Genomic DNA, 24,490 nt, shown 5'->3' with positions numbered 1-24,490 from the left:
CGAACGACCTATCCGCACGAAGAAGAGATCATGACTCCCCCTGAGAAGCTCAAGCTGGTCAGCCACGTCGACGCCATCAACTGGAACCGCATCCAGGACGACAAGGACGTGGAGGTCTGGAACCGTCTGACGAGCAACTTCTGGCTGCCCGAGAAGGTGCCGCTGTCCAACGACATCCAGTCGTGGAACACGCTGAGCCACGAGGAGCAGCAGCTCACGATGCGCGTCTTCACGGGTCTGACCCTGCTCGACACCATCCAGGGCACGGTCGGCGCCGTCTCGCTGATCCCCGATGCGCTCACCCCGCACGAGGAGGCCGTCTACACGAACATCGCGTTCATGGAGTCGGTCCATGCGAAGTCGTACTCCTCGGTGTTCTCGACCCTGTCGAACACTCAGGACATCGACGAGGCGTTCCGCTGGTCGGTCGAGAACCCGAACCTGCAGAAGAAGGCGTCCATCGTCATGGACTACTACCGCGGCGACGACCCGCTGAAGCGGAAGGTCGCCTCCACGCTGCTGGAGTCCTTCCTCTTCTACTCGGGCTTCTACCTGCCGATGTACTGGTCCTCGCGCGCCAAGCTCACCAACACCGCGGACCTGGTGCGCCTGATCATCCGCGACGAGGCCGTGCACGGCTACTACATCGGCTACAAGTTCCAGAAGGGACTCGAGCTGGTCGACCAGGCCAAGCGCGACGAGATCAAGGACTACACGTTCTCGCTGCTCTACGAGCTCTACGACAACGAGGCGCAGTACACCCAGGACCTCTACGACCAGCTCGGCCTGACCGAGGACGTCAAGAAGTTCCTGCACTACAACGCCAACAAGGCCCTGATGAACCTCGGCTACGAGCCGATGTTCCCCAAGCAGGTCACCGATGTGAACCCCGCGATCCTGTCGGCCCTCTCGCCCAACGCGGACGAGAACCACGACTTCTTCTCGGGCTCCGGCTCCTCCTACGTGATCGGCAAGGCCGTGAACACCGAGGACGAGGACTGGGACTTCTAGGCGTCGACACCACGTCCCGGCCTCCACGGCGAACGGCTCCTCCCCTCACGGGTGAGGAGCCGTTCCTCGTCCCCGGGGGTGCATGCGGTCGCAGGGTGGTCGAGCAGTTCCGGAGGGGTCTCCCCATGCTGGTCGAGTAGCCCCGCAGGGGCGTATCGAGACCCACTGCGGTCAGAAGGGCGGGTCTGCAGACCGGCGTCCGACGGTGGTGGATCTCGATACGCCCGCTGCGCGGGCTACTCGATCAGCATGGGCGCGATCACCCCAGCGGCAGCCGCATCAGCACGCGCGGGAAGCCGTTGAGCACCGAGGTGGTGTCGGCCGCGTGCGAGAAGCCGGCCTTCTCGAAGAGGGCGCGGGTGCCGACGTACACCATCGTCTGCTCGACCGTCGCGCCGGCGTTGTCGACCGGATAGCCTTCGATCGCCGGGGCGCCGTGGGCGCGGGCGAAGTCGACGGCACCGGCCAGCAGGGCGTGCGAGATCCCGCGCTTGCGGAAGCCGGGGCGGACGCGGATGCACCAGACGCTCCAGACGTCGAGGTCGTCGACGTGCGGGATCCTGCGGTTCTTCGCATAGCTCGTGTCGGCCCGGCGGTGCACGGCGGCCCAGCCCACGACCTCGTCGCCGTCATAGGCGAGGACGCCGGGCGGCGGGTCCTGCGCGACGAGCTCGCGCATCCGCTCTCCGCGCGCCGGTCCCCGGAGGGCGTTGTTCTCGGTGGAGGAGAGCAGCCGGTAACTCAGGCACCAGCACACGCTCGCGTCGGGCCGCTTCGGGCCGTTCATCGTCGCCAGATCGGCGAAGACGGTGGCGGGACGCACCTCGATCGTCATGGCGGCAGCCTCCCACCGCGGCGTCCCGTCGGCAAGGTGCCCGATTCACCACTCCGGCGCATGAATCGCAGCGGGACCCCCTGTTGGACGGCGTCCAGGCGGCGCCCGTACGGTGGTCGAGGTATCCAACGAAGGAGCACTCCCTTGAAGCACGTCCCCCTCGGCGCCTCCGGCCTCGACTCCCCGAACGTCGTCCTCGGCCTCATGCGCATCCCCGACATGACCGACGACGCCATCCGCGACCTCGTCCGCACCGCCCGCGACTCCGGCATCGACTTCTTCGATCACGCGGACGTCTACGGCGGCGAGCTGCACCGCTGCGAGGAGCGCTTCGCCGAGGCGCTGGCGCTGACCCCGTCCGAGCGCGAGCAGGTGGTGCTGCAGACCAAGGCCGGCATCGTGCCGGACGGCCCCTACTTCGACTTCTCCTACGAGCACCTGATGCAGTCGGTCGAGGGCTCGCTGAAGGCGCTGCGCACCGACTACATCGACGTGCTGCTCCTGCACCGCCCCGACGCTCTGGTCGAGCCCGACGAGGTCGCCCGCGCCTTCGACGAGCTGCACGCCGCCGGCAAGGTCAAGCACTTCGGCGTCTCCAACCAGACGCCGTACCAGATCGAGCTGCTCAAGAAGTCACTGAACCAGCCGATCGTCGCGAATCAGCTGCAGCTCTCGATCACGCACTCGCCGATGATCGCCCAGGGCGTGGCGTCCAACATGCTCGCCGAGGACCAGTCGGTCATGCGCGACGCGGGCATCCTCGACTACTGCCGCCTCAACGACATCACCGTGCAGGCCTGGTCGCCGTTCCAGAGCGGCTTCTTCACCGGCGTCTTCCTCGACAACCCCGAGTACGGCGAGCTGAACGCGGTCCTCGACCGCCTCGCCGCGAAGTACGACGTCCCGCCCCTCGCCGTCGCGACCGCCTGGATCACCCGCCACCCGGCGAAGATGCAGGTCGTCCTCGGCACGACGAACGAGCAGCGCGTGCGCGATGCAGCTCTCGGCTCCGACCTGCCGCTCACGCGGCCGGAGTGGTACGAGCTGTTCCGCGCGGCGGGCCACATCGTCCCCTAGAGCTCCCACCCCGGAGAAACGCGCGTCGGCGCACAGGGAGGCACGGACCGGACAGGGTCCGTGCCTCCTCTCCGTCCGCGCCCCCGCATCGATCCCCCTCCCGCGAGATGCCACTTGTGCACGCGACACGCCGCAGAAGGCGTGCACAAGTGGCATCTCGCGGGCGGGAATAGGGACGGCCCCCCTGCGTTGAACTTGAGTGCAAGTGACTCAACTCTTCAGGAGGACTGGTGCCCGACAACTACAACGAGGCCGGAGCGAGCTCGTTCGACGACTTCCTCGCCCGCTACCTCGACGGTGAGCGCGCCCGCGCGGCGCGGTCCATCGACCTCAGCCGCTTCCTCAGCGCACGCACCCAGAGCATCCTGCAGTCCGCAGGACGCTTCGCTCTCGAGCGCGGCCAGACCGAGCTCGACGCCCTGCACGTGCTGCGGGTCCTCGTCGACGACGAGGCCGTGTCGCAGGCGGTCCGCCGCATCGGCGTCGACCCCGGCGCCATCGCGACCGCGACGGAAGCGCGCCTGCCGCAGGCGAGCGAGGCCCCGGCCTCGCAGAACGCGGCGACCATCACCCCGAGCGCCCAGCGCGCGCTCTTCCACTCCTACCAGGTCGCCCGCTCCAGCGGCTCGACCTACATCGATCCCGAGCACCTCTTCTTCGCGCTCGTGCTCGGCCAGGACGCGCCCGCCGGGCAGGTCCTCGCCCGCGCCGGCGTGACCGCGGAGGCGCTCACCCAGGGGCTCCGCGAGACCGTCGCAGGCGAGCAGAGCGTCCAGGAGCCGGGTGCGCCCGCCTCCGAGACCCCGATGCTCGACAAGTTCGGCACCGACCTCACGCAGCTCGCCCGCGACGGCCGGCTCGACCCGGTGATCGGCCGTGCCGACGAGATCGAGCAGACCGTCGAGATCCTCAGCCGCCGCACCAAGAACAACCCGGTGCTCGTCGGCGAGGCCGGCGTCGGCAAGACCGCGGTCGTCGAGGGCCTGGCCCGCGCGATCGTGGCCGGCGAGGTGCCCGAGCAGCTGCGCGACAAGCGCGTCGTCTCGCTCGACCTGCCCGCCATGCTCGCCGGCACCCGCTACCGCGGCGACTTCGAGGAGCGTCTCACCTCGACGATGGACGAGATCGCGGCCCACTCGGGCGAGCTGATCCTCTTCATCGACGAGGTGCACACGGTCGTCGGCGCCGGTGGCGCGGGCGAGGGCGGCATGGACGCGGGGAACATCCTCAAGCCCCGGCTGGCCCGCGGCGAGCTGCACCTGATCGGTGCGACCACGCTCAAGGAGTACCGGACCATCGAGAAGGACCCGGCCCTCGAGCGCCGGTTCCAGCCCGTCCGCGTCGGCGAGCCGAGCGTCGAGGACGCCGTGGCCATCCTGCACGGACTCCGCGGCGCCTACGAGGAGCACCACCGCGTCGCCTACACCGACGACGCCCTGCGCGCTTCGGTGGAGCTCTCCGCCCGCTACCTGCCCGACCGCGTGCTGCCCGACAAGGCGATCGACCTGATCGACCAGGCCGGTGCGCGCCTGCGCCTCACGCTCGGCGCCGGGGTCGACACCCAGGCCCTGCTCGCGAAGCTGGCGACCCTCGAGGGCGACAAGAACGCGGCCGTCTCGGCCGAGCACTACGAGGAGGCGTCGCGCCTGCGCGACGAGATCACCGCGGTGCAGACGTCGCTCGATGCGGCGACGGCCGGCGGTGGCGCCTCCCAGGAGGCGGTCGTCGGCGAGGCCGAGATCGCAGCGGTCGTCGCCCGTGCCACCGGCATCCCGGTGTCGCGGCTGACCGAGGGGGAGCGCGAGCGTCTCGCGCAGCTCGAGACCGAGCTGCACCAGCGCGTCATCGGCCAGGACGACGCGGTCGCCGCGGTCGCCCGCGCCGTCCGCCGCAGCCGGACCGGGATGGGGGACTCCTCCCGACCCGTCGGCTCGTTCCTCTTCCTCGGCCCGACCGGCGTCGGCAAGACCGAGCTGGCCCGCACCCTCGCGGGCTCGCTCTTCGCCGACGAGCAGTCGGTGATCCGCTTCGACATGAGCGAGTTCGGCGAGCGGCACACCGTCTCGCGACTGGTCGGCTCCCCTCCCGGGTACGTCGGCTACGACGAGGCCGGTCAGCTGACCGAGCGCGTGCGCCGGAACCCCTACTCGGTCGTGCTCTTCGACGAGATCGAGAAGGCCCACCCGGACGTCTTCAACCTGCTGCTGCAGGTGCTCGACGACGGACGCCTGACCGACGGCCAGGGCCGCACGGTCGACTTCCGGAACACGGTGATCATCATGACCTCGAACCTGGGGTCGGAGTTCCTCGCTTCCCGTTCGGGCGCGCTCGGCTTCGTCGCCCAGAGCGACGAGTCGGCCGAGGGCTTCGCCTCGGAGAAGGACCTGCGTGACCGCGTGATGGGCCGGCTCCGCGAGGCCATGCGCCCGGAGTTCCTCAACCGGATCGACGAGATCGTGCTGTTCCGCCGGCTGGGCCGTGCGCAGCTACGCGAGATCGTCGGGCTGGTGCTCGAGGCCAGCCGTGCGCGCCTCGCCTCGCGCGAGGTGTCGCTCGAGGTCAGCGAGGCCGCGGTCGACTGGCTCGCCGAGCACGGCTACGAGCCGCAGTACGGCGCCCGCCCGCTGCGCCGCCTGGTGCAGCGCTGGGTCGACGACCGCATCGCGGACCTGTTCGTGTCCGGTGACGTGACCGACGGAGGCGCCGTGCGCGTCGACGCGATCGGCGGCGAGCTGGTCGTCACCTCGGCTGCTGAGATGCCCCTGGCCGCCTGACCCCCGCGCTCCTCGTGAGCTGACGCCCCGGCGTCCCCTCCGCGAGATGCCACTTGTGACCGCCTTTCACGGCGTGTCGTGCACACAAGTGGCATCTCGCGGAGGGGGGCCGGGGCTTTCGCGTGTCGAGTGGTTGCGGGGGGTGGCCCGGGCGGATAGACACGAGGGACGAGAACCGGAGGCACGATGTCGAACCCCCGCTACTACGACCCGGTGGGCAGGGCGATCCGAGCGCTGCTGGTCATCAGCTTCGTCTGCTTCGGTCTCGCCGCCGGCTTCTTCGCGCTCGACATCGTGATGCCCGGCAGCATGACCGACGCGCACCGGCCGTGGTCCGAGGCGAGCGGCGGGCTGGCCTGCTTCGGGATCGCGGCGCTCATCGTGCACTACGCGACGGCCGCCATCGTCGGCGCGCTGCGCGGCCGCGGCTGACGCGCGGGCGGGCTCAGCGGGCCGCCCATGCTGATCGAGTAGCCCGCGGAGCGGGCCCCATGCTGATCGAGTAGCCCGCGGAGCGGGCGTATCGAGATCCACCGGGTCCAGAGGCGGAGTCTGCAGACTTCGCGTACTGAGGACGGTGGGTCTCGATACGCCCCTGCGGGGCTACTCGACCAGCATGCAGCGGGGGTGCTTCTGCGGGTTGCGGAACCAGCATGCGGCGGGGGTGCTTCTGCGGGCTGTGGGACCAGCATGCAGCAGGGGCGCTTCGGCGAGGCTGCTCGACCGGCACGAGGCGTAGGCCTCGGCACGCGGAAACGGCTCCGGCTCGCGGGAACTGGAGGGTTCTGCGAGCCGGAGCCGGTTTCATGTGCCGGAGGTGGGGGCTACGGGCACTTCTTGGCGGTGATGGCGACGCGGAGGGTGGCGTCGGCGGCGACGCCGGTGCCACCGGCGGGGTCCTGGCCGGTGACCTGGCCGGCGTCGGGCGCGTTGCCGTTCTCGGTGCAGGACAGGGTGATCTTCGAGAAGCCGGCCGAGGCGAAGGCCGCCTTGGCTGTCTCGAGATCCTGGCCGACGACATTCGGCACCGTCTGCTGACCGGCGGCGGGCGCCGCCGGAGCGGCGGGATCCGCGGTCGGGGCGGGGGCGGGAGCCGGACCGGAACTCGCGACGATCGTCACCGTGGTGCCGCGCGTCGCGGTGCCGGACGGCGACTGCCGCACGACCGTGCCGGACGACGCGGAGTTCGCCTCGGCGGCGCCCTCGCTCACGCTGAAGCCGGCCGCCTCGAGCTTCGCCCGGGCGTCGCCGACCGACAGGCCGGTCACGTCGGGAACGTTGACGCGCGGCACGACCTGCAGGGAGCCGTCGGCCTCGGGGAACGCCGTGCCGCCGTAGCGGGCATCGGCGGCGCGCATGACGACGGGCCAGATCCTGTGACGAGCCGTCGCCGCGGATCCGGAGTCGAACGAGAAGCGGCCGAGACGGAGGTTGGCGTCACCCTTGATGTTGAAGACGCCGACCGCGGTCGCGACGCGGGTGCTCGCGCCGGTCATCCAGGTCGCCTTCGCGTCGTCGGTGGTGCCGGTCTTGCCGATCAGCGGCACGCCGTCGCCGGTGCGCGACTGGAAGGCGGTGCCGTTGCCGGAGAAGGTCGACTGCAGTGCGATGGCGGCCGTCGCCGCGACGTTGCGGTCGATCGACTGGCGGCAGTTGGCGGAGGGGACGGGTTGCGCGGCCCCGGTCGCGTCGACGATCTTGTCGATCGCGATCGAGTCGCAGGTCGAGCCGCCGGAGGCGATGGTCGCGAAGGCTCCGGCCATCGAGAGGGGGGAGACGGAGTTGGTGCCGAGCACGGAGCCGGGATTGTGCTCGAGCTCCTTGCCGCTGCCCTGCTTGACGCCCATGTCGAGCGCCGTGTTGCGGATCGCACAGAGGTCGAGCTCGCGGGCCATGCCGACGAAGCCGGTGTTGAGGGAGGTCCGGGTGAAGTCGACGGCGGTGCCGACCTGGCCGTTCCCGCCCTCGTCGTTCTTGGCGCTGGTCGAGGCGACGTAATTCGTCCCCCCGGGCGCGCACGAGTCCTCGAAGGACCCCCAGATCGCCTTGCGCGTCCCGTCGACGGGCTCGTTGATGCTGTGCCCCTCCTTCAGCCACTCCACCAGGGTGAAGAGCTTGTAGGTCGAGCCGGGCTGGATGCCCGAGGAGCCGCCGTAGGCCTGATCGGTGCTGAGGTTGATCGCGCTGTACGAGGGGTCCGCTGCGAGGACGTCCGGGTCCTGCGAGTACTTCTTGTTCTGCGTCATCGCGAGGACGCGGCCGGAGCCGACCTCGACGCTGACGGAGACCGCTCCGACGTCGAAGTTCCAGGTCTGCGGAACCTGCGCGTCGACGGCTGCGACGGCCGCGCTCTGCAGGTCGACGTCGAGCGTCGTGTAGACGTCGAGGCCGCCGCGGCGGAAGTTCGTCCAGCGGGTGTCCTCGTCCTCGCCGAAGGTCGGGTCGTTCTTGAGGATGTTGGTGACGTAGTCGCAGAAGTAGCCCGCGTCGCCGGCGGTGGAGCAGCCGGTGCTCGGCTCGGTGATCTGCGGCTCGACCGGCGTCGCGAGCGCGGCGTCGTGGTCCTCCTGCGAGATCTTCCCCTCCTCCAGCATCTTGTCGATGATGTAGTCGCGGCGGTCCTTGTTGCGCTGGTAGCCGTTCGCGGCGCCGTTGTCGGGGTTCTCGGGCTGGTCGAGGCGGAGCACGGCAGGGTTGTTCACGATCGCGATGAGGCTCGCGGCCTGGGCGATGGAGAGGTTCGCGGCGCTGGTGTTGAAGTAGTAGTTGGCGGCGGTCTCGATGCCGTAGGTGGTGCCGCCGAAGAAGGCGATGTTGAGGTAGCCCTGAAGGATCTGGTCCTTCGAGTACTCCTTCTCGAGACCGATCGCGAGCTTCATCTCGCGCAGCTTGCGCTCGGGGGAGGTGCGGGTCGCGTCGTCGATCGCGGCGGCGCGCTCGGCCTCGTCGGTGATGTTGCGCACGGCCTTCTCGACCAGCACGTTCTTGACGTACTGCTGCGTGATGGAGGAGCCGCCCTGGACGTCGTTGCCGAGGACGTAGGTCTGCGCCACGGCGCGCAGGGTGCCGGGGAGGTCGACTCCGCCGTGCTCGTAGAAGCGGGGGTCCTCGCCGGAGACGGCGGCGTCCTTGGCGAACTGCGAGATCTGGTCCAGGGGGACCTCGATGCGGTTCTCGACGTAGAAGGAGGCGAGCAGCTGCGGGGAGCCGTCGGCGCGGGTCGCGAAGATGTTGCTCTTCTCGGAGAGCTTGTCGACCTCGAGGTACTCGGGGAGGCCGTCGAAGACGCCGATCGACTGGTTCGCGGCGACGCCGGCGATCGCCACGGCGGGAGTGACGGTGGCGGTCACGAGGACTCCGGCCACGACGCTCATGCCCAGGAAGCCCACGATCGCCTTGACCACGCCACCGGTGGTCCTTCTGTCGGACGCCAAACCTTCTCCTTCGGGTACCCCCCGATCATCACGACGGCCGCCACCGACGCCCCGAACGCCCATCGCGCCGGGTCAACCACGACAGACTAACCCGAGACGTCGCGAAGACGAAGGGTCCGGTCGCGGTCTGTAAAGGCCCTGTGCGCCCACGAGGAGCATCGGTAGAGCCGACCGGACGCGCGCAGGGACGGCCGCGGGGAGCCGGAAGGGTGCGCTCGCGACACCGCCGCACCCTGCGATCGGGCCGGAGTCACTCCTCTTAAACGGCTCCTACCGGCCAGACGTAGTCGAGGCCCGGCAGCGTGCCCGGGAAGAGTGGCGCGTAGTGCTCGGGATCCTTCTCGACGAGCTTCGAGCGGTGCGAGAGGTGCACGTCGTCGCGCCCGAACCAGGGCGGCAGCTCGATCGTCCCTGCTCGGTAGAGCGCCAGATCGTCGGGGTGCGCCGCGAGGGCGGCCTCCGTCTTCTCGAGGCAGGTGTCGGCGAAGCCGCGATCGGTCCAGGCGTCGCAGGTCTCGCGCTGGTACGCCATCACCGCGGGCCGGTGGCCGCGCCACATCCGCACGGCGGGGTGGTTCTGCCAGCCGTAGCCGGGCACGGTCAGCGCCCGCATGATCTGCAGCGTCTCGACCCGCTGCTTGCCGAGCCGCTTGCTGTCCAGGGCTCGGGCGCTCGCGCGGAGGTCGGCGAAGGGGAGGAACGTCTGCACCCGCTCCATTCAATACGACTCGGGCTGATGCGGCCCGAGCGGACAGGCGGGTGGCCGGCTCGACGCCGCCCGTGCACCGGACCGTCACGCCGATGTCGCCTGCGCCGCGTACCGTGCGGGGCATGACCGGTCTCCCCCTCCTCGCCACCGACGACGTCCAGCTGCGCTGGGCGCGTCCCGAGGTCCTCGACTCCGCCCGGCACCGCATGCTGCGCCTGCTCACCCTCGCCGAGCGCCTGCGCTACGAGGCGACCGGGCGCCGCGAGGTGCGCGACAGCTTCCTGCTCGGCCGGGTGCTGGTGCGCGAGCTGGCCGCCGAGACGCTCGGGATCGATCCGCTCGACGTCCGCGTCGACGCGCGCTGCGCACAGTGCAGCGGACCGCACGGCCGCCCGGTGCTCGGCGGGGAGCACCCGGCGCTCGAGCGGATGCGGATCAGCATCGCCCACTGCGACGGCGCCGTCGTCGCCGCGCTGGCCACCGGTCGCGAGGTCGGCATCGCCGCCGCCCGGACCCGCGGGGTGCGCGAGCGGATCGCGTCGGGCAGTGCGAGCGCGGAGCAGGTGCTGCAGGAGCTGCGGACCCGCGCGGTGATCAAGGCCGACGGCCGCGGAGCCTCGAGTGGCGACGCGGTGCGCTTCCGCACCCGCGAGGGCGCGACGGAGGCGTGGATCGAGGGATCGGAGCGCTACCTCGCGGTGTCGGAGCCGGTGGTGCACTCGGCGCTCGTCGTCACGGTCGCGGTCGCGCAGAGCTGAGAGCGCGCGCCCGCGGCGTCCGTCGCCGAGGCGCTGCTCGGCTCACTCGAAGAGCGAGAGGGTGAGCGTCGAGCGGTAGGCGCCCGGAGCGACGGTCGGCTCGGTGGCGAGGACGAGCGCGGCGGTCGCGGACCACGAGCCCGAGGTCGCGGGGGAGTCGTCGGCGGCGCTGAGCAGGACGGCGTCGTCCACGCCGGAGCCGCCGTCGAGGAGTCCGTCGACGCGCGGGCCGGCGGAGACGGCATCGCCTGCCGCGTCGGCGAGCTCCGGTGTCCAGCCGAGGTGCGCGGCGCCGATCGCGGGGCCGGTGGCGGCGGTGAAGTCGCTCGCGGAGGCGAGGACGTACCAGCCGGCGACGGCGGGACCGGGCGCCGCATCGCGGGTGTCGGCCACGGTGACGGTGGGGAGCGCGCCGAGGAAGCGCCGCTGCAGCGGGGTGGAGCCGGACTCGACGAGGGTCGACGCGGATCCGGCGACCGTCATCGACAGGGTGCCGGGGGTGGACGGTGAGTCGATGCTGACTCCGACGTCGACGCCGCCGGCGCCCTGCTGCTCCGGCTCGGGGGCGGGCTCGGGGCTGGCAGTCGGATCGGAGGAGGAGGCGGGGACGTCGGAGGTCGAGGGGGAGTCGGAGGGGACGGGAGCCGCGGGACCGCCGTCCTCGATGTCGTCGCGCGGGGCGGCGGAGGACTCCGGAACCGCGCAGCAGACCGAGGAGCTCTCGTCGGCGTCGCGACCGGAGCGGGAGCCCGTCGAGGGCCAGGGCGCCGGGGTCGGTGCGGCGGACGCGGTGGCGTCGGGGACGGGTGCCGCGGTGGCCGTGGGCTCGGGTGCGGTGACCGCCTCGGGAGCGAGGGCCGCCGAGGCGAAGACGAGGCTCAGCACGAGGGCGGCGGAGGGGACCGCGGTCGTGAGGACGGCGCGGGTGGTGCGGATCACTGGTGTTCCCGTTCTGCCGGTCGCGGCGATGCGCCGACCCCTCGTTCCTACCAGCGGGACGAGCGGGAGCGGGACCCCGCTTCCGGGTGCGGCGGGCGCCGCTGCGCGGCTCGTGCTGATCGAGCAGCCCTCGCGGAGGGCGTAACGAGATCCGGTGGGTGGGTCTCGATACGCCGCTCCGCGGCTACTCGACCAGCATGGAAGAGGGCCCGGTCCATGCTGATCGAGCAGCCCTCGCAGAGGGCGTCTCGAGATCCGGTGGGTGGGTCTCGATACGCCGCTCTGCGGCTAATCGACCAGCATGGAAGGGAGGGCTGCGCGACCCATGTCGGTCGAGCAGCCCTCCGGGAGATCCGCCCGCTCAGCAGGTGCGGGCCGGGTAGGCGACCTTCTGCTCGAGGGTGGACGGTCCGGACGTCGCGGTGACGAGGACCTCGCCGGCGGGCATGGCGGCCTGCCGGGTGGTCCAGGTGTGCGCGGCGTTCGAGCCGGGCGCGACGCTCGCGAAGGACTTCTGCCCGTACGCCGACGACGCCGTGACTCCGATCGCCGTGCCCTCGCCGTTGGTGGCCGTCACCGACAGCACCGCCTTGCCGGCGATGCACCGGGACGACACCGAGGCCGGGACCGTCAGCGCGGGGGCCGCGACCTCGGGCACCACGATCTCGGTGATCTTGAGGAACGAGTTCGGCGTCGAGAAGCTCAGCCTCAGCCCCGTCGCCTCGACCGCGGTGAAGGGGATCGTCGTCAGCGCGCCGTTCGCCGCCGGAGCGACGTTCTGCGCAGACGTCGGGCGCCAGACGCCGTCGGTCCCGCGGGTGGCGATGCTCACCGAGGCGAGCGTCCCCTCGATGTTGGTGAACGACAGCCCCGCGACACGGTGCGCCTCGGTGTTCGTGAGGGTGAACTCGGCGCTGCCGGCGAGGGCCTGGTCGGTCCAGGTGGACCACGCGGTCGTCACGTTCCCGTCGCAGGCGTTGCCGGCGGGCAGGGTCGCCCACTTCGTCTGGCTGAACGACGCCGAGACGGCGGCGCCCTTCACCCGGCAGACGTTCACCGGCGGCGCGGTGCCCCAGATCTGCACCTCGCTGATCGACTGCCAGGTGTTGGCGGCGCTGGTCAGGTGCAGGCGGAGGCCCGTCGTGTCCGGCAGCGAGGACAGGTCGAGGACGACCGTCGGCGCGGCGTCCGTCGCGGCCTGCGACAGGGTCGCGGCGACCGAGCTCGTGGTCCACGCGCCGTTCACCTGGTACTCGACCTCGATGCGCGAGGGCCAGGTCGCCGTCGCGCCGTCCTTGAAGGCGTGCACCGTCGCGGAGTCGAGGTTCTGCGGGCTGCCCCAGGAGAAGGCGAGCCGGCTGTCGCGCGGGTAGCCGGAGCCGGTCCAGTCGTCCCAGCCCTTGCCCTTCACGTTCCCGTCGATGAGCGTCGGCGCGAGATCGGCGCGGCTCGAGACCGTCAGCGAGGCGCCGGGGGCGAGGTTCGCGATCCCGGGCTCAGCGACCTCGATCGTGCGGGTGAAGGTGCGGCCGTCCGCGAACTCGGCGTCGGCGGCGAGCGTGCCCGTCACCGTCAGGGTGCCGAGGAGCGCGGGGCCGGTCGGCGCCCAGCTGACGGCGACGTCGCGGGTGCCGGAGCCGGTCGTCACGGACACCGTCGCGGGCAGTGCGGCGGCGACGTCGGCGTTCCGGCGCACCGTGTCGGGCAGGCGGTCGTCGGCGACGGACCAGGTGCCCACTCCGACGCCCTTGCCGTCCCAGTAGGACTCGTTCCAGCCGTCCGCCCAGCGCGCCGGGTCCTCGGTGGCGGGATTGCGCATCTCGAGGCGGCCGTTCTCACCGACGGTCATCGGCAGCCAGACGTAGTTCGAGTTCGACTCGCCGTCGTTCCAGCGGTCGCCCATGTAGACGTACTTCCCGGGCGCGAGCGTCAGCACGTTCGTCGACTGCGAGCCGAAGGTGGTCTTCCGGCCGTCGCCGACGGAGAGGAGTCCGTCGCCGCCCTCGGGGATCGCGTTGTAGGCGACGTTCTCGTTGACGTCGCCCTTCTCCACTCCGCGGATCCACGAGCCGAGGATCGAGTCGGCGGTGTAGTAGGTCTGCGGGTTGGGTGCCCAGCCGGTCGCTCCGGAGGCGATCGTGTAGTACTTCCCGCCGTTCGCGAAGATCGCGGGTGCCTCGAGGTGGCCGCACTCCTTGACGATCTGGAAGTCGGTCCCGCGGACGGGTGCGCCCGCTTTCCCGTCGGCGAAGACGTACGGGTAGGTGCCGTCGGCCGAGTACTGACCGGCGTCGAGGGTGTCCGTCGTCGTGGTGCGCTCGACGTTCGTGTAGTCGGCGTCGAGCTTCGCGATGTAGAGGGAGTAGTTCTCCTCGGAGGAGTAGGAGATGTAGGCGGTGCCGTCCTCGTCCTGGAAGACGGTCATGTCGCGCGCCTGGCCGGGGACCGCCGAGGTGGTGCAGGCCTGGTAGTTCGAGCGGTTGTAGAGCCGGTAGACGCCCTGCAGGGTGAACGGACCGGTCGGGCTGTCGGAGGTCGCGACTCCCGCCATCGACCGCGCGTAGGTGCTGCCGCCCGGCGTGATGCGGCCGTCGGAGTGCCACCACATGACCCACTTGCCGGTCTTCTCGTTGAAGAGCACCTTGGGGCGCTCGAAGATCGCGGTGTTCGGCGAGGACTGCGTGGTGTCGAGGTGGTAGTCGAGCTCGGCGATGCGGTCGGCGCGCGGCTGGCCGGCATCGTCGACGGTGTCGTAGAGGGCGTCGAAGTAGGGCGCCTCGAGGTCGCTCGGTGCGGCGACGCTGCGGAGCGCCACTCCCTCGTTCTCCCAGTTGTGGCCGTCCGTCGAGCGGTAGACGGCGACGCCGGGGCTGTTCCAGTAGCCCTTGGTGCGGTCCTCGCCGTACCAGTACTGCACCTCCTGGCCGTTCTCCTCGGTCGTCACGATCTGACCGCCGTGCGCCTGGATGTGGCGGCCGTCGGTGTCGTACCAGGAGGGCTGGAAGTAGCCGGCGGCGCTGCGGCCCGGGTCCTGGATCGCGGGGTAGTCGGTGTAGACGGGCGGCGGACTGGTCCGCGGCACTCCGTCGTTCGGATCGGTGACGACTCCGGAGGGCGCCGCCGTCGCGGGCGACGCTCCGACTCCGAGGAGGAGGGCCGCGACGACCGCGGCCACCCCCGCCAGTGCCGAGCGGTTCCGTGCCGATGACTGTCGGGATCTCATGCTGTGCTCCTTTGCACGCCGGGACGATGTTGACGTTAACATCCGTCCTCGACGCTACAGCGGACCACCGACGTTCCGCGAGACCAGTGCGCCGAATGGATCGACATAGGCGCCTCCGCGCCGAGCGGACGCGAAACGGGCCCCGCCCCGTCCGCAGACCCCTACACGGGTCCCTCCGCATGAACTGGAGTTCGCGAGTGGACGCGCGCGGGGCCCCGCAGAGTGTGCGGGGCCCGTCGCGGGTCCGTTCGCTCAGCGCTCCGAGTGAGGAGCCCCGGCTCAGCGCGGGGCGCGCAGCAGCGCGAGCGGCCCCTCGTGCAGCGGCTCCGTCTCCCATCGCGCCGAGAAGCCGCCGGCGGCGGGGTCGAGCTCGAGGTGCAGGCGGTGCGGCGTCTCGAGGAAGATCACGTCGACCAGGAGGGTGCCGCCCTCGCCCGCGCCGGCGCTCGCCGCGACGGCGTCAGTGACGACCCACTCACCGGAGCCCGGCGCCAGCAGCAGCCGCTCCTCGCCCTCGATCAGCGCGAGGGTCCACCCGGCGTCGTCGCCCGCGATCTCCACCGCGGTCAGCGAGCGGACCGCCGAGCCGGGCGCAGCCGTGAAGCGCGCGGGCTCGGGGGAGGCGGGCAGGGCGGGGAGCGGCGCGAGCCCGAGCGAGCCGAGGCGCTCGAGCAGCCGCGCGTCGGCGTCCGCCGTCGATCCGCGGCCGACCGCCGGCAGCAGGTGCTCCCACACCGCCGCGAGCAGCGCGCCGGTGTCGGTGCTCTGCCCGGTGATCGCGACGACGAGGTCGTGCTCCGGAACGATCAGGCTGAACTGGCCGTAGGCACCGTCGGCACGGTAGCCGTGCAGCGAGCGCCAGAACTGGAAGCCGTAGCCCTGCTCCCAGTCCGGTCCGTCGTTCGGGGGAGTGGCGACCTGCGCGGTGGACGCCTCGGCCACCCACTCCGGCGAGAGGATCGCGCGGTCGCCCCAGCGGCCCTCCCGCAGGTGCAGCTGCCCGAGGGCGGCGGCCGCCTCGGTCGTGGTGTGCATCCCGCTGTAGCCGATCTCGCGATCGGAGGCGTCGCGGATCCAGGCGACCTCGCCGATGCCGAGCGGATCGAGCAGTCGGGGGCGGAGGTAGTCGGTCAGCGACTGACCGGTGACGCGCTGCACGATCGCCGCGGCGGCGAAGGTGCAGGGCTGGTTGTAGGCGAAGACGCTGCCGGGCTCCTGCTCGGGCGGCAGCAGCAGGAAGCCGCGGACCATGTCGACGGGATCGAGCTCACGGGCCCGGTCGATCGTCTCGGCGGAGTGGCCGCTCGCCATCGCGAGGACGTGCCGGACGCGGACGGCCCGGGAGCGCGGATCCGTCACCTCGGCGTCGAGCTCGGGGAAGTAGGAGAGGACGGTCGCATCGAGATCGACGAGCCCCTCGCCGACCGCGAGGCCGACCGCCGCCGAGGTGAAGCTCTTGCTGAGCGAGTAGAGCAGGTGCAGCCGCTCGGCGGAGTACGGAGCCCACCAGCCCTCCGCGATCACGTCGCCGCCGTGCACGACCATCAGGCCGTGCAGCTCGACACCGGGCGCGGCCTCGATCGCGTCGAGCAGATCGAGGACGCCCGCGGCGTCGAGGTCGTGGGCGGAGGGGGTGCTTCTCGGCAGTGAGCGCGTCATCCTCCGATGCTACGGCCGACTCCGTTCGAGGAGTCCGCGGCATCCGGCCGGACCGACCGACGAGCCGAGGCGTGACGACCTTTGTGGGGCGTCGCGGCGAGAGGCCGCTCTACGACGTGCCGGAGGTGCTCTCGTCGTCACCCGACCAGACGGGATGACGACCGTCGGCCTCGTCCGTCTCGCCCAGGACGTAGAGCAACCGGTGGAAGAGATCCTCGAGCGCCTGGCGGATGTCGATGTCGGCGGGATCCTGGGCTTCCGTTCCCGCGAGGAGGCCGCTCTCTCCCAGCGAGACCCTGATCCTGCCGACCGCATGACTGTCGACGATCTCCGCCAGCAGGAGTGAATGGAGGGTGTTGACGAGTCCGCGCAGTGCGAGGAGGTCCTGAGGGGCGAGGACGCGGCTGCTCGTGGAGGGCGAACCGGCGCCTCCTGCGCAGGGTTCTCCCGTCGCGTGTTCCCGGTGGGGTGGCATGCGGTCCCTCGCCTCCAGGACCCGCGTCAGCCCGCCGCCGGCCGCGGCGCCAGGGCGAGGGTGCCGGTGACGACGGGGGAGGTGAAGGACAGCCCCGAGGCCGTGGTCGCTTCGTAGGGGAAGCTGATGGTGGCCGTGCCGGTGTCGAGGTCGGCCTGCGTGATCTGCTTCCGCCAGGAGAAGTTGCTGGTGGTCTCGCCGGGGGTGAGGACGAAGTCGATGCCGTGGATGGTGCGGATCTCGACGTCGCCGGTGTTGGTGAGCTCGGCGGTCCAGGTGATGTATGTGCCGGGGACGATCGGCGCGCCGTCCTCGATGTCGACGACACCGGTGAAGTGCCCGCTGAGGCCGGGGTGCTCGACCGGGAGGGTGAGGCTGCCGGTGATGGCGGGGGAGGTGAAGGGCAGTCCCGAGGCGGTGGTGGCCTCCCAGGGGAAGCTGATGGTGGCCGTGCCGGTGTCGAGGTCGGCCTGGGTGACCTGCTTCCGCCAGGAGAAGTTGCTGGTGGTCTCGCCGGGGGCGAGGTCGACGTCGATGCCGTGGATGGTGCGGATCTCGACGTCGCCGGTGTTGGCGAGCTCGGCGGTCCAGGTGATGTAGGTGCCGACGGTGACGGGTCGGCCGTCCTCGGTGTCGAGCGCTCCGGTGAAGTGCCCGTCGATGCCGGGGTGCTCGACGGGAGCGGCGACTCCCGACGAGGGCGCAGGCGACCCCGTCGAGGGGGCCTCGGCGCGGGCGGCGGTGGCCGCACCGCCGAGGAGACCGATGGACAGGGCGGTCGCGACCGCGATGTCGAGGGAGCGGGAGCGACGCCGTGCGGAGGTCGTCGGGCGGTCGTGGTGGAGCGTGGTCATGGAGATCCTCGGAGCGGAGAAGGAGAAGACGGACGTGAAACATCTTCACATCCGTCTTCACCGGAACTCACGGCAGGCGTCTATCGTCCACACTCTGGCGCTCGCTACGCCTCCGGCTCGACCGAGGTGGGGAAGGGGCCGAGGTCGAGGAGGAAGAGGAGGATCTCTCCCGCCGGCGCGCGGACGGCGGGGCCGGAGCCGAGCGACCAGGAGGCGTCGGTCGGCACGAGGGAGCTGCCGCGGGCGGCGGCGCGGATGGCGAGCGGCGCGCGGAGGAAGCGGTCGAGCGCGACGGCGCCGGAGACCTTCTCGGGGAGGACCGTCTCGGGGGCGAGGGCCAGCTCGACGCGGACGACCTCGACGAGCTCGGCGACGCCGGTGGGGCCGCGGCCGGCGCGGCGGTCGGTCGCGAGGGCGGTGAGTGCCGCCGGCAGCGCTGCCGGGGCGGGGGGATCGGCGGCCTCGCGGGCGCCGAAGCGGGTGGCGAGCCGCTGCGCCGTGCTGCTGGAGAGCCGCACGACGAGGGCGCCGAGAAGAGGGGTGGAGACGGCACTGGCCGCCCCGCCCTCCGTGAAGGAGGGGGAGGCGGCCAGGACGGCGAGCCGGTCGAGCCGATCCGCGACGAGCGGGCGCCAGTCGTTGCTGACCCCCGACTCGTCGACCGAGGCTCCGGTGCTGAGCGGCAGGAACCGCGACCAGTCGGCCACGACCGGAGCGGCTAGCGTCCGCCGGAGCGGCGCTTGTTGTAGACGTCGAAGGCGACCGCGAGCAGGAGCACGAGGCCCTTGACCGCCTGCTGCCACTCGATGCCGATGCCCATGATCGACATGCCGTTGTTCAGGACGCCGATGATCAGACCACCGAGGATCGCGCCGCCGATGGTGCCGACGCCGCCCTGGACGGCCGCGCCGCCGATGAACGCGGCCGAGATGGCCTCGAGCTCGAAGCCGTCGCCCGCCTTCGGGCCCGCCAGGTTGAGGCGGGCGGTGAAGACGAGGCCGGCGAGCGCCGCGAGGACGCCCATGTTGACGAACAGCCAGAAGGTGACGTTGCGCGTCTTGATGCCCGAGAGCTCCGCGGCGTGCAGGTTGCCGCCGATGGCGTAGACGTGGCGGCCGAAGACCGAGCGGTTCATCACGACGCCGTAGACGAGGACGAGGACGGCCAGGACGATCAGGGTCACCGGGATGCCCTTGAACGACGAGAGCGCGAACGCGAACGCGGCGACGACGAGGGCGATGAGGACGAGCTTGGTGACGAACCAGGCGCCCGGCTCGACGCCCTGGTTGTACTTCTGGCGGCCGCGGCGGATGCGGACCGACTGCACGGTGAACGCGATGATCGCGAGCGCGCCGACGCCGAGCGACAGCGGGTCGAGACCCTCGGTCTCGCCGAACAGATCGGTGAGGAAGCCGTTGCCCAGTGCGCGGTACTCGATCGGGAAGGAGCCGATGTTCGCGTTGCCGAGGACGACGAGCGCCAGGCCGCGGAAGATCAGCATGCCCGCCAAGGTCACGATGAACGCGGGTATCCCCACGAACGCGATCCAGAAGCCCTGCCAGGCGCCCACCAGAGCTCCGATGAGCAGCGAGAGCACGATGGAGACGAACCACGGCAGGCCCATGTTGACGGCGAAGACACCGGACATGGCGCCGACGAACGCGGCGATCGAGCCGACCGAGAGGTCGATGTGCCCGGCCACGATGACCATCACCATGCCGATGGCGAGGATGAGGATGTAGCCGTTCTGGACGATCAGGTTCGAGATGTTCTGCGGGCGCAGGAGGATCCCGTTGGTCATGATCTGGAAGAGGAGCACGACCACGATCAGGGCGAGGAAGATGCCGTTCTTGCCCAGGTCGCTGAGCACGTGGCTGAGGCGCTTGGTGAACGCGTTCTCGGTGGGGTTCACCTGCGCTCCCGCCGCCGTCGGCGGGGTGTTCTGCAGATCGGTCATCGTTGCTTCTCCTGGGTCATGAGGGTGAGGACTGCCTCGGGCGTGGCCTCGGCGATGGGCAGCTCGCCCGTGATGCGGCCCTCCGACAGCGCGTAGACGCGGTCGCAGATGCCGAGCAGCTCGGGCAGCTCGGAGGAGATGACGATGATCCCCTTACCCTCCGCCGCGAGCCGGTTGATGATGGTGTAGATCTCGTACTTCGCACCCACGTCGATGCCGCGGGTGGGCTCGTCGAGGATGAGGACGTCCGGGTCGGAGTAGATCCACTTCGACAGGACGACCTTCTGCTGGTTGCCGCCGGAGAGCTTCCCGGTCTTGGCGAGCACGGTCGGCGACTTGATGTTCATGCTGCCGCGGTACTCGTTGGCGACCTCGAACTCGCGGTTGTCGTCGACGAGTCCGGCACTGGACACCTTGGGCAGCGACGCGAGCGAGATGTTCCGCTTGATGTCGTCGATCAGGTTGAGGCCGTAGTGCTTGCGGTCCTCGGTGGCGTAGGCGAGCCCGTGGGCGATCGCCTCCGACACGTTGCGCATCCGGATCTCCTTGCCGGCCTTGAAGACCTGGCCGGAGATGCGGCTGCCGTAGGAGCGGCCGAAGAGGCTCATCGCGAACTCGGTGCGGCCGGCGCCCATGAGGCCCGCGATGCCGACGATCTCGCCGCGGTGCACGGTGAGGTTCACCTTGTCGACCATGACGCGCGTCGGGTCCTGCGGGTGGTGCGCGGTCCAGTCGACGACGCGCAGGATCTCCTCCCCGATGTGCGGCGTGTGGTCCGGGTAGCGGTGGTCGAGGTCGCGGCCGACCATGTCCTTGATGATCCGGTCTTCCGTCACGTCGTCGTGCGCGATCGTCTCGATCGTCTTGCCGTCGCGGATGACCGTGACGGTGTCGGCGATCTTCTTGATCTCGTTGAGCTTGTGGCTGATGATCAGCGAGGTGATGCCCTGCTCCTTGAGGTGCAGGATCAGGTCGAGCAGGTGGTCGGAGTCCTCGTCGTTGAGCGCCGCGGTGGGCTCGTCGAGGATGAGCAGCTTGACCCGCTTGGAGAGCGCCTTGGCGATCTCGACGAGCTGCTGCTTGCCGACTCCGATGTCCTGGATCTTGGTGGTGGGGTTCTCCTTCAGGCCGACGCGGGCGAGCAGCGAGGCCGCCTCCGCGTTGGTCTTGTTCCAGTCGATCAGACCGGCGAAGCCGCGGACCTCGTTGCCGAGGAAGATGTTCTCCGCGATGGAGAGGTAGGGGCTGAGGGCCAGCTCCTGGTGGATGATGACGATGCCCTTCGCCTCCGAGTCGCGGATGCTGGCGAACTGCATCACCTCGTCCTCGAAGACGATGTCGCCCTCGTACGTGCCGTGCGGGTACACGCCCGACAGCACCTTCATCAGCGTCGACTTGCCGGCGCCGTTCTCTCCGCAGATCGCGTGGACTTCGCCGCGCTCGGCGTTCAGCGTGACGTCCTGGAGCGCCTTCACGCCCGGGAACGTCTTGGTGATGCCGCGCATCTCGAGGATGTTCGTGGTCACGCGTGCCTCCCTTCCTTCGTAGTGGGGGAGGGCGCCCGATGGGCGCCCTCCCGGGGTCGTGCTGTGCGAGTGGAGGTGGCGCTTAGCCGTTGACCTCGGCGTCGGTGTAGTAGCCGCCGTCGACCAGCACGGACTGGATCTGGTCCTTGGTGACGATGACCGGGTCGAGCAGGAAGGACGGAACGACCTTCTCGCCGTTGTCGTACGTCTCGGTGTCGTTGACCTCGGGCTCGGTGCCCTCGAGGACGGCCTGCGCCATCAGCACGGCCTCCTTGGCGAGCTCGCGGGTGTCCTTGTAGATGGTCGCGTACTGCTCACCCGAGATGATCGCCTTGACCGAGTCGAGCTCGGCGTCCTGACCGGTGATGATCGGGAAGTCGGTGCCCACGGTGTAGCCGGCGTCGGTCAGCGCGGAGATGATGCCGCGGCTGAGGCCGTCGTAGGGCGAGAGGACGCCCTGGATCTTCGAGCCGTCGGAGTACGTCTTGGTGATGATGTCCTCCATGCGGCTCTGGGCGACCTCGGGGTCCCAGCGCAGCGTGGCGACGGTGTTGAACTCGGTCTCGCCGGACGCGACGACGAGGGTGCCCGCGTCGATGAAGGGCTCGAGGGTGTCCATCGCGCCGTTGAAGAAGAACGTCGCGTTGTTGTCGTCGGGGCTGCCGGCGAAGAGCTCGATGTTGAAGGGACCGGCGGGGGCGTCCGCAGCGGCGGCGCCCTCGAGGTCGGTCAGGCCGAGGCCCGCGAGGAGCGAGGTGGCCTGCTGGACGCCGACCTTGTAGTTGTCGAACGTGGCGTAGTAGTCCACGTTCTCGGAGTCGCGGATGAGGCGGTCGTAGGCGATGACGGGGATGTCGTTCGCCGCGGCCTCCTCGAGGACGCTGGTGAGGGTGGTGCCGTCGATCGAGGCGACGATCAGGGCCTTGGCGCCCTTGGTGATCATGTTCTCGAGCTGCGAGACCTGGGTGGGGATGTCGTCCTCGGCGTACTGCAGGTCGACCTGGTAGCCGGCCTCCTCGAGCTGCGACTTGACGTTGTTGCCGTCCGCGATCCAGCGCTCGGAGGACTTCGTCGGCATCGCGACGCCGACGAGGCCGCCGTCGCCCGAGCCGGAGCCCGAGTCGCCGGAGCCGCTCGAGCAGGCGGCGAGGGAGAGGATCATCGCGCCACCGGCGATGCCGGCGATGAGTGCGCGCTTCATTGTGGTCACTGTGATTCCTTCGTCATTGAATGCAGCGGGTGCTGGGCTGCCGCGGGGTGCCGGCGGCGGCGGGACGCTCATGTGAGCGATCACATGGAGTGATGCTAGACCTGTCGGCGGTCATCATGCCACCGTGCAGGTCTCGACTCGATAACGGCGCGATTCATCGGTGCGCCGCGCGGACGGCGGCGGTGAGCGAGCGGGGAACGGCGGTGGAGCCGCGGACCATCAGCTGCGGGTCGATCGGCGGGGACGCCTCCGGGCGCTCGCCCTCGATCAGGCTCAGCAGGGTGGCCACGCAGCGGCGGCCGAGCTCGGCGAAGTCCTGCCGCACGCTGGTCAGCGGCGGCCAGTAGTAGGCGGCCTCGGGGATGTCGTCGAAGCCGATGACGCTGACGTCCTCGGGCACGCGGATCCCGCGCTCGTGGAACGCGCTCATCACACCCAGCGCCATCTGGTCGTTGGCGGCGAAGACCGCGGTGACGTCGAGGAGGCGGCTGAGCTCGAGGCCGACGTGGTGCCCGCGCTCGGCGCTCCAGTCGCCGAGGATCGGCGGGCGCAGCGGCAGATTCCGGTCGCCGAGCTCGACGAGGTAGCCGCGCATCCGCGCCTCGGCCTCGATCCAGTCCTGCGGTCCGGAGAGGTGCAGGATCTCGGTGTGGCCGAGCTCGATCAGGTGCGCGGTCGCCATCCGCGCGCCCGCCATCTGGTCGACGTAGAGCGCATCGCCGCGCTCGGCGTCGGTGGTCTGCAGGGTGACGTTGGGGATCCGCATCGCGACGCCGGACAGGATGTCGAAGACGCGGATCTGCGGCGCGATGACCACGAGGCCCTCGACCGCCTGGTTCAGCAGGTGCCGGATCCCGGCTTGGATGGAGTCGCCGTCGGTGCCGTCGACGTTCGCGGTGACGACCAGGTAGCCGGCGTCGCGGGCGGCGACCTCGATCGCCTGGATGCTCGACGCGGGGCCGAACTGGAGGCTCTGCGAGGAGAGCACGCCGATGGTGCGGGTGCGGCTGGTGACCAGGGCGCGGGCGGCGAGGTTCGGCCGGTAGTCGAGCTCGGCCATCACGTCGAGCACGCGCTTCTTGGTCTCGGCGCGCAGGCTCGGGTGGTCGTTCAGCACGCGGGAGACGGTCTGGTGCGAGACTCCGGCCGCCCGGGCGACGTCGTAGATGCTCGGGGCCCGCGGCGCGGGCTTGTCTTCCGGCATCGGGCACCGTGGCTTCCTGTGATCGGGCGGCGCTTCGTCGCAGGGACGCGGGTGCCGCTGCGATGCGGGGCCCGCCCGTCCGCGGGCGCGTGTGAGCACACCTTACGTCTCCCGGGGGCGGGTTCCCCTCCCAGGGGGAGGCGGGGACGTCGGGACGTTCGGCTCGTGGAACCGGGTCGGGCTCGCGCGATCGCGCGGTTCCGGCGTGCCGGGGACGGTTCCGCGAGCCGGAGGTAGGCGGGTCGGAGCTTCGGCTCGTGGAATCGCGCCGGGCTCGTGGAATCCGGCGATTTTCGCGTGCCGGAGCCGTTTCCGCGTGCCGGAGATGGTCCCGCCTGCAGGAGTCGGCTCGGTGGGAGCTTCGGCTCGTGAATCGGCGTCCGGCTCGCGGGATCGAGCGATTCCGGCGTGCCGGGGCTGTTCTCGCGTGCCGGAGGTCGTGTCGAGTGCCGGGGCTCGTCGCGCGCGCCGCCGGAGACCGGGCCGGAGCTTCGGCTCGTGGAATCGCGCCGGGCTCGTGGAATCCGGCGCTTTTCGCGTGCCGGAGGTGTTTTCGCGTGCCGGAGGTGAGGAGGTCGGACGTTCGGCACGTGGAACGGAGTCGGGCTCGTGGAACGGCCGGGTTCTCACGAGCCGGAGTTGTTTTCGCGTGCCGGAGGTGAGGAGGTCGGACGTCCGGCACGTGGAACGGAGTCGGGCTCGTGGAACGGCCGGGTTCTCACGAGCCGGAGTTGTTTTCGCGTGCCGGAGGTGAGGAGGTCGGACGTCCGGCACGTGGAACGGAGTCGGGCTCGTGGAACGGCCGGGTTCTCACGAGCCGGAGTTGTTTTCGCGTGCCGGAGGTG

General features: G+C 70.6%; 18 protein-coding genes. 6 read left to right on the top strand and 12 right to left on the bottom strand.

Features of this window, described 5'->3' with window-relative positions; translation table 11 throughout:
• The first annotated feature begins 30 nt into the window (after positions 1-30).
• Positions 31-1,011 (top strand): class 1b ribonucleoside-diphosphate reductase subunit beta, encoded by a 981-nt coding sequence (gene nrdF / locus HQQ82_RS07205; protein WP_173232396.1) that lies wholly within the window; start codon positions 31-33, stop codon positions 1,009-1,011.
• A gap of 259 nt (positions 1,012-1,270) precedes the next feature.
• Here the strand turns inward: nrdF and HQQ82_RS07200 are convergent, their stop codons facing one another.
• Entirely contained in the window at positions 1,271-1,846 is a 576-nt protein-coding gene (locus HQQ82_RS07200; RefSeq protein WP_173232395.1) for a GNAT family N-acetyltransferase, read from the bottom strand.
• A gap of 144 nt (positions 1,847-1,990) precedes the next feature.
• Here HQQ82_RS07200 and HQQ82_RS07195 point away from each other — a divergent pair, with 144 nt between their 5' ends.
• The 3 genes from HQQ82_RS07195 to HQQ82_RS07185 all read left to right on the top strand — a co-directional run bounded on the left by HQQ82_RS07195 (position 1,991) and on the right by HQQ82_RS07185 (position 6,129).
• On the top strand, positions 1,991-2,923 hold the full coding sequence (locus HQQ82_RS07195; protein ID WP_301952429.1) for an aldo/keto reductase family oxidoreductase: 933 nt from the start codon (positions 1,991-1,993) through the stop codon (positions 2,921-2,923).
• A gap of 230 nt (positions 2,924-3,153) precedes the next feature.
• On the top strand, positions 3,154-5,697 hold the full coding sequence (locus tag HQQ82_RS07190) for an ATP-dependent Clp protease ATP-binding subunit (protein WP_173232393.1): 2,544 nt from the start codon (positions 3,154-3,156) through the stop codon (positions 5,695-5,697).
• A 186-nt stretch (positions 5,698-5,883) separates the two neighbouring features.
• Positions 5,884-6,129, top strand: coding sequence for a hypothetical protein (locus HQQ82_RS07185; RefSeq protein ID WP_123733661.1), 246 nt, complete (start codon positions 5,884-5,886; stop codon positions 6,127-6,129).
• 392 nt (positions 6,130-6,521) lie between these two features.
• On the opposite strand, the gene HQQ82_RS07180 is transcribed toward HQQ82_RS07185, so the two are convergent.
• Complete coding sequence (locus HQQ82_RS07180; RefSeq protein WP_173232392.1) at positions 6,522-9,131, bottom strand: transglycosylase domain-containing protein; 2,610 nt, start codon at positions 9,129-9,131, stop codon at positions 6,522-6,524.
• A 259-nt stretch (positions 9,132-9,390) separates the two neighbouring features.
• A complete protein-coding gene (locus HQQ82_RS07175) occupies positions 9,391-9,840 on the bottom strand; it encodes an MSMEG_6728 family protein (protein WP_173232391.1) in 450 nt (149 codons plus the stop codon).
• A 122-nt stretch (positions 9,841-9,962) separates the two neighbouring features.
• Here HQQ82_RS07175 and HQQ82_RS07170 point away from each other — a divergent pair, with 122 nt between their 5' ends.
• The gene (locus HQQ82_RS07170; protein WP_173232390.1) at positions 9,963-10,598 is read left to right on the top strand and encodes a 4'-phosphopantetheinyl transferase superfamily protein; all 636 of its coding nucleotides are present in this window, start codon (positions 9,963-9,965) and stop codon (positions 10,596-10,598) included.
• A 42-nt stretch (positions 10,599-10,640) separates the two neighbouring features.
• Here the strand turns inward: HQQ82_RS07170 and HQQ82_RS07165 are convergent, their stop codons facing one another.
• The 3 genes from HQQ82_RS07165 to HQQ82_RS07155 all read right to left on the bottom strand — a co-directional run bounded on the left by HQQ82_RS07165 (position 10,641) and on the right by HQQ82_RS07155 (position 16,419).
• Entirely contained in the window at positions 10,641-11,537 is an 897-nt protein-coding gene (locus HQQ82_RS07165; RefSeq protein WP_173232389.1) for a hypothetical protein, read from the bottom strand.
• 361 nt (positions 11,538-11,898) lie between these two features.
• Positions 11,899-14,760 (bottom strand): glycoside hydrolase family 43 protein, encoded by a 2,862-nt coding sequence (locus HQQ82_RS07160; protein ID WP_173232388.1) that lies wholly within the window; start codon positions 14,758-14,760, stop codon positions 11,899-11,901.
• A 279-nt stretch (positions 14,761-15,039) separates the two neighbouring features.
• Positions 15,040-16,419 (bottom strand): serine hydrolase, encoded by a 1,380-nt coding sequence (locus HQQ82_RS07155; RefSeq protein WP_173232387.1) that lies wholly within the window; start codon positions 16,417-16,419, stop codon positions 15,040-15,042.
• Positions 16,420-16,573: 154 nt separating this feature from the next.
• On the opposite strand from HQQ82_RS07155, the gene HQQ82_RS07150 reads away from it, so the two are divergent.
• Complete coding sequence (locus tag HQQ82_RS07150; protein WP_173232386.1) at positions 16,574-16,765, top strand: hypothetical protein; 192 nt, start codon at positions 16,574-16,576, stop codon at positions 16,763-16,765.
• A 155-nt stretch (positions 16,766-16,920) separates the two neighbouring features.
• Here the strand turns inward: HQQ82_RS07150 and HQQ82_RS07145 are convergent, their stop codons facing one another.
• The 6 genes from HQQ82_RS07145 to HQQ82_RS07120 all read right to left on the bottom strand — a co-directional run bounded on the left by HQQ82_RS07145 (position 16,921) and on the right by HQQ82_RS07120 (position 23,645).
• Positions 16,921-17,748: a hypothetical protein gene (locus HQQ82_RS07145; RefSeq protein ID WP_173232385.1), complete on the bottom strand. Its 828-nt coding sequence runs from the start codon at positions 17,746-17,748 to the stop codon at positions 16,921-16,923.
• Between the two features lie 104 nt (positions 17,749-17,852).
• A complete protein-coding gene (locus tag HQQ82_RS07140; protein WP_173232384.1) occupies positions 17,853-18,455 on the bottom strand; it encodes a hypothetical protein in 603 nt (200 codons plus the stop codon).
• An 11-nt stretch (positions 18,456-18,466) separates the two neighbouring features.
• Positions 18,467-19,705, bottom strand: coding sequence for a multiple monosaccharide ABC transporter permease (gene mmsB, locus HQQ82_RS07135; RefSeq protein WP_173232383.1), 1,239 nt, complete (start codon positions 19,703-19,705; stop codon positions 18,467-18,469).
• Entirely contained in the window at positions 19,702-21,231 is a 1,530-nt protein-coding gene (gene mmsA, locus HQQ82_RS07130) for a multiple monosaccharide ABC transporter ATP-binding protein (protein WP_173232382.1), read from the bottom strand. The genes mmsB and mmsA overlap by 4 nt, the downstream gene beginning before the upstream one ends.
• A gap of 82 nt (positions 21,232-21,313) precedes the next feature.
• The gene (chvE, locus tag HQQ82_RS07125) at positions 21,314-22,432 is read right to left on the bottom strand and encodes a multiple monosaccharide ABC transporter substrate-binding protein (RefSeq protein ID WP_173232381.1); all 1,119 of its coding nucleotides are present in this window, start codon (positions 22,430-22,432) and stop codon (positions 21,314-21,316) included.
• 163 nt (positions 22,433-22,595) lie between these two features.
• Entirely contained in the window at positions 22,596-23,645 is a 1,050-nt protein-coding gene (locus HQQ82_RS07120; protein ID WP_173232380.1) for a LacI family DNA-binding transcriptional regulator, read from the bottom strand.
• Positions 23,646-24,490: the final 845 nt, after the last annotated feature.

This window comes from Rathayibacter sp. VKM Ac-2856, from assembly GCF_013205055.1.
GTDB lineage: Bacteria > Actinomycetota > Actinomycetes > Actinomycetales > Microbacteriaceae > Rathayibacter.
This window is presented reverse-complemented; position numbering and strand designations above follow the sequence as displayed.

Excerpts from the sequence above, each read along its gene's own strand:
- HQQ82_RS07160 (WP_173232388.1), bottom strand. The coding sequence starts at position 14,760 with ATGAGATCCCGACAGTCATCGGCACGGAACCGCTCGGCACTGGCGGGG.
- HQQ82_RS07155 (WP_173232387.1), bottom strand. The coding sequence starts at position 16,419 with ATGACGCGCTCACTGCCGAGAAGCACCCCCTCCGCCCACGACCTCGAC.
- nrdF (WP_173232396.1), top strand. The coding sequence starts at position 31 with ATGACTCCCCCTGAGAAGCTCAAGCTGGTCAGCCACGTCGACGCCATC.
- HQQ82_RS07145 (WP_173232385.1), bottom strand. The coding sequence starts at position 17,748 with ATGACCACGCTCCACCACGACCGCCCGACGACCTCCGCACGGCGTCGC.
- HQQ82_RS07200 (WP_173232395.1), bottom strand. The coding sequence starts at position 1,846 with ATGACGATCGAGGTGCGTCCCGCCACCGTCTTCGCCGATCTGGCGACG.
- HQQ82_RS07120 (WP_173232380.1), bottom strand. The coding sequence starts at position 23,645 with ATGCCGGAAGACAAGCCCGCGCCGCGGGCCCCGAGCATCTACGACGTC.
- mmsB (WP_173232383.1), bottom strand. The coding sequence starts at position 19,705 with ATGACCGATCTGCAGAACACCCCGCCGACGGCGGCGGGAGCGCAGGTG.
- HQQ82_RS07185 (WP_123733661.1), top strand. The coding sequence starts at position 5,884 with ATGTCGAACCCCCGCTACTACGACCCGGTGGGCAGGGCGATCCGAGCG.
- HQQ82_RS07170 (WP_173232390.1), top strand. The coding sequence starts at position 9,963 with ATGACCGGTCTCCCCCTCCTCGCCACCGACGACGTCCAGCTGCGCTGG.
- HQQ82_RS07150 (WP_173232386.1), top strand. The coding sequence starts at position 16,574 with ATGACGACCGTCGGCCTCGTCCGTCTCGCCCAGGACGTAGAGCAACCG.
- chvE (WP_173232381.1), bottom strand. The coding sequence starts at position 22,432 with ATGAAGCGCGCACTCATCGCCGGCATCGCCGGTGGCGCGATGATCCTC.